Annotated in this window: 4 protein-coding genes; all 4 read left to right on the top strand. The window is 47.8% G+C overall.

What is annotated here, in order from left to right; genetic code table 11:
- Positions 1–1,319 (top strand): TrbI/VirB10 family protein (locus OU793_RS23600; protein WP_274647868.1); only part of this gene is annotated, 1,319 nt, incomplete at its 5' end.
- Positions 1,320–1,324: 5 nt separating this feature from the next.
- On the top strand, positions 1,325–1,711 hold the full coding sequence (locus tag OU793_RS23595) for a type IV conjugative transfer system protein TraV (protein ID WP_159408241.1): 387 nt from the start codon (positions 1,325–1,327) through the stop codon (positions 1,709–1,711).
- A 4-nt stretch (positions 1,712–1,715) separates the two neighbouring features.
- Positions 1,716–4,268, top strand: a complete 2,553-nt coding sequence (gene traC / locus OU793_RS23590) for a type IV secretion system protein TraC (RefSeq protein WP_159408240.1) — start codon at positions 1,716–1,718, stop codon at positions 4,266–4,268.
- On the top strand, positions 4,265–4,532 hold a 268-nt coding region (locus OU793_RS23585; protein WP_274647867.1), incomplete at its 3' end, for a conjugal transfer protein. The genes traC and OU793_RS23585, both read left to right, overlap by 4 nt.

Raw genomic sequence — 4,532 nt, 5'->3', positions numbered from 1 at the left:
GCGTGTTGGCGCTGCTGGCAGGGTTGTTCTTTGCGTTTAAGCACTTCAAAAAGCCTCGCACAAGTCTAGGTTCGACTGAACAAGTCGAAGCCGCCGCTCCTGACTTTGGTGAAATTATTACCGACGATTTCACTGACAAGGACAACCGCTCAGCTTTGACTTTGCAGGGGCAAGACATTAAAGATGTCAAAGAGAGCATGGACAAACTTAAAGCGGATTACGAACGTCTGACCAAACGCAATGAAACCACGTTGGCGCAAATGAGAACGGAAAACGACCGATTGAAAGAAGAACTGCGTCAGAGTCAAGAAGCGCTGCGTAACAGCAGTCCCCCATCCAACTCACAGGTTAATACACCACAAAATGTCAGCGGTGAGGCAATCGCTGATGGGGGAGTCGATACCTTTGGAGCAAGACCGCTACCACCAAAACCACTTCCGTCTTACGCCACCAATGATTTACAAAAAGACGATTTTCAATATACCTCTTCCGATAAGACGCACTTCGAAAGCCGCGGTCAAGGGTTTGATTCGTTTGATTTTCACTGGGAAGACACAACCAAAGTGCCGTATCGTCGCACCACAGAAAACTATGTACCCTCCGGCAGTTTCGTGACCGCAAAAATCACCGGTGGCGCGGATGCGAATGCGGGCGTGTTTGGTCAAAGCGATACCGCCCCGATTGTCTTTCAGACCATCCATGAAGGCATTTTACCCAATGGTGAAAAGTCTCATCTAAAGAACTGCACCATCATTGGCAGCGTCTATGGTGAGCTGTCATCGAGTCGCGGCATCGTTCGCACCAACTCACTAAGCTGCATCAAAGACGGACGCATCATTGATATTCCCGTTCAAGGCACGGTGTTTAACTTTGGACGCAATGGCATTCGCGGCACCTCAATACTTCGCAATGGCAAAATCGTTCAAATGGCGGGTATTTCCGGCATCTTGACTGGCCTTGGTGAAACTGGCGCGGGACTCGCAAGCACCACATCCACCTCAGCGCTCGGCTCAACGTCCAGTACTAACAGCGAAGATTTTGGATTGAGTTTATTAGGTAACGCCAGCTCCGAAATCGGTAGCAAGCTGTCTGATTACTACATCGCGCTCGCTGAGCAATACCACCCTTTCATCGAAATCAACCCTGGCGGCATCGTCAATATCGTCTTTACCCAAGGCTTTCCACTTGATGATGAAGGTATTGAGCAATACGAAGAGCAATTGGCACAAGAGCAAGCCATACAAAGCCAGTCAAACGGCATTTTAGAAACCATCTCGCTTAACCCGCTCGCCAATGAAGTGAACCAACAATTAAGGTAGTCCTTATGTCACTCAAATCTTTTTCTATTATGGTGCTGCTTATCAGCACCCTCTCTGGCTGCTCGGCTGGGTTTCAAGACGAGTTTAGCTGCCAAAAAATCGGTGGGTCACCAGGCTGCGCCTCTATGGATGAAATCCGCAACGCCATTGATGCGCCGCACCCTCAAGATGCCATTGATGCTAAGGCACTCGCCAATCACCCATTTGCACTCTTACCAAGGCGCTCTCGTGATGGTCATCCAACACGAACCCAAGATACGGTGCGTAAAGTGGTGATTTTTCCCTTTACCTCCGATGACACCAAAACCTATCTCGACACTATGGACATCTACATTCTGCTTGATGAATCCACTTGGACAGGTCGTCCTGTTCAGTCGATAAAAAAGGACTAATACCATGGGTGTATCAAAAGATTTAAAAGGCTTCTACCAAGATGCTAAACGAGAATATAACCACCTGCACTCTGAGCTGCCTTATCGTACCTACGATACACAAACAGGGTTATTTCATAACAAAAAGGAGACTAAAGGGTTTGGCTTTAAGCTCAGCATATTAGCCGGCGCAAATGACGACTTAGTGGATTCATTTAATCGCCTCATCATGGATTTGCCTGCGGGTAAAAAGTGGGACTACCACTTTTCCATGTTAGGCCATAACCACGTCAGTCATATGATGGAGCAAAACGCGGCCATCAAATCTGCACGTGGCGGCGTTTGCGCTGAGCTGGCTCAACAAGAAGCAGACTATGGTAAGTTTGCTGCGCAAAACGGTTTCCTTCATCGTCAAAAACATTACTTTGATGTCAAAGATTACGATGCATGGCTGTTTGTATCGAGCACCGCCGATATTGACAGTGTGATTGACTGTAAAGAATCCTTGTATACGTCACTCTCACAAACGGGCTTAAACCTGACGCCACTCACGCCAGAAACCTTAATTAACTACGTCGAAGGCATATTAAACTTTGACCTAACCAAAACCAAACCGAGCGAGTCCGAATACGCACCAGAAGAGCTCATTTATAAACAAATTCTCTCTCGTGATACGGAGTTTTTAACTCGTCGCAATTACACTGACATCCGCTTTACCAACCGTAACGACCAAACGGTTACCCCTCGTTTAATATCTCTTGGTCTTCGCAACACGCCACGCTCGTTTCGTTTGTATTCGCTGCCTGACTGCTTTTCTTCATTAAAAAATGTCGCCAAAAACGTGCAATGCCCACACTTGATGACGCTCAACTTTCGCAACCAAGACACAGGAAGCTTTACCAATAAAAACGGAGCGCGCATTAATGAGTTAGAAAAATTACTCAAATCCCCAATGGCAATGATTTTTCCGCAAGCCAAAAAGGAAAAGAGCGTACGTGAACAACTTCGTGATGAGCTTTCCGATGGACTCAATGCGATGGCAAGCATGCAGCTCACATTGACCCTATTTACAAACAAAAAAGAGGAACGCTTACATCGTCAATCCGCCATCAATGCGTTTCGTGCTGGCGGGCTCGACATGCAAGTTATCTCGATGCTGCAAAGCCAAGGACTGATGACCACGTTGCCTTTTATGATGAGCGACGGTTTTTGGGACGATTGCGATAAGGCAGGCCACATTCACAATGTGAAAACCTCTAACGTGGCCAACTTGCTGCCTCTGGTATTGGATGTAAAAAACTTCAGTGGCGGCATGATGCTCCCCACCATGCGCCAGCAAGCGTTTTGGTTTGACCCATTTAATTGTGGCTCTGATAACTACAATATTGCACTCACTGGCGGCTCAGGAGCAGGCAAGTCTTTCTTTGTGCAAAAACTCGCTGAAACCCTCTACGCCATGAACGGGAAAATATGGGCGCTGGATAAAGGCAAAAGCTTTAAAAAACTCACCCTAATGCTCGGTGGCAGTTATATGACCTCTGAGAAGATTTACCTCAACCCATTCACCCACCTTGAGCGTATCGCAAAGGGGGATGAATACACCGATGAAAAAGGGGAAAAGGTCAACCCACTCAAGGAAACGCTGCACACCATTACCGGTCTTTTTGCGACCATGGCCTGCCCGTCTCGTGAAATGGGCGATTTTGAAAAAGCGGTGCTATCCGATTGTATCATCACCGCTTGGGAAGCGAACAAAAGTGAAACACTGGTTGACCACGTGCAAGACGCGCTCTTTGCCGCGGCTGAAAAAAACAACCATGACCAACGCATCTCTGATATCGCCATGCAGCTTAACAAGTACCGTTCAGACGGCATCTACGGTGACACCTTCAATAAGCCATCCATGCTTGATCCCAACGTGCATTTCACCACCATTGAGTTAGACGGTTTTCCTTCTGACATCATGCGACCAGTTATCTTTGCGCTGATGTCGAGTATCACGCAGCAGATGTACCTCTCTGGCAGTCGTTCTACACCAAAGATGTGCATTATTGAAGAGGCGTGGTCGCTGATGGCAGGCTCTAACGCCCAAGCGCAAGAGTTCATTAATACTGGCTATCGCACCGCGCGAAAATTCGGTGGTTCGTTCTGCACAGTGACACAAGGCATTGAGGACTTCTACAGCACACCGGAAGCACTCGCGGCGTTTAACAACTCAGACATCCACATCACTCTCCGGCAAGGCAGTGGACTGGATAAGTTTATCAAAGAGAACCCCGAACATTTCTCGCCGTATGAGCAATTTGTCCTAAAAAGCTTCCAAGCTTCCGCGGTCGCAGGTTACAGCTCGGTAATGCTCAAAGCCGGTGGACACACCACCTTCCACCGCCTTTTTGCCGATCCGTTTACTAGGGCGTGTCTCTCTACTGAGCCTCATGAAGCGGAGTATTGCGAAACCTTGATGAAACAAGGCATGAACGTCACGGATGCTGTCAATCAAACCGCCATGCACTACTACGGGGATGAAATTGAGATATTTAACCAACAGATTTATCGCAAGGAGAAAACCGACGCATGAAAAGACACGCAGCCTTGCTGATTGCTCTGCTCTCAATAGGATTCATCCTAGTCAGCACCACGTTCGTCATTCAAACACGACCACCTCAAACGGTCGTGTTTGACCTCAAAGGCACGCTAGACAGCTACCAAGAAAAGCTTCTAGAAGCCGGACTAAGCGACAGTGAGCACAAAAAACAATTGGCACAGTTCGATAGACGTTTAAGACGCATCTTGGATGAGTACGCATACACGCATCATCTCACCATCGTGGTGCCAGGTGCAG

The organism is Vibrio sp. VP6, from assembly GCF_028823755.1.
GTDB lineage: Bacteria > Pseudomonadota > Gammaproteobacteria > Enterobacterales > Vibrionaceae > Vibrio > Vibrio parahaemolyticus.
This window is presented reverse-complemented; position numbering and strand designations above follow the sequence as displayed.

What these genes read in the sequence shown, in the direction of transcription:
- OU793_RS23595 (WP_159408241.1), top strand. Translation starts at nt 1,325, where the DNA reads ATGTCACTCAAATCTTTTTCTATTATGGTGCTGCTTATCAGCACCCTC.
- traC (WP_159408240.1), top strand. Translation starts at nt 1,716, where the DNA reads ATGGGTGTATCAAAAGATTTAAAAGGCTTCTACCAAGATGCTAAACGA.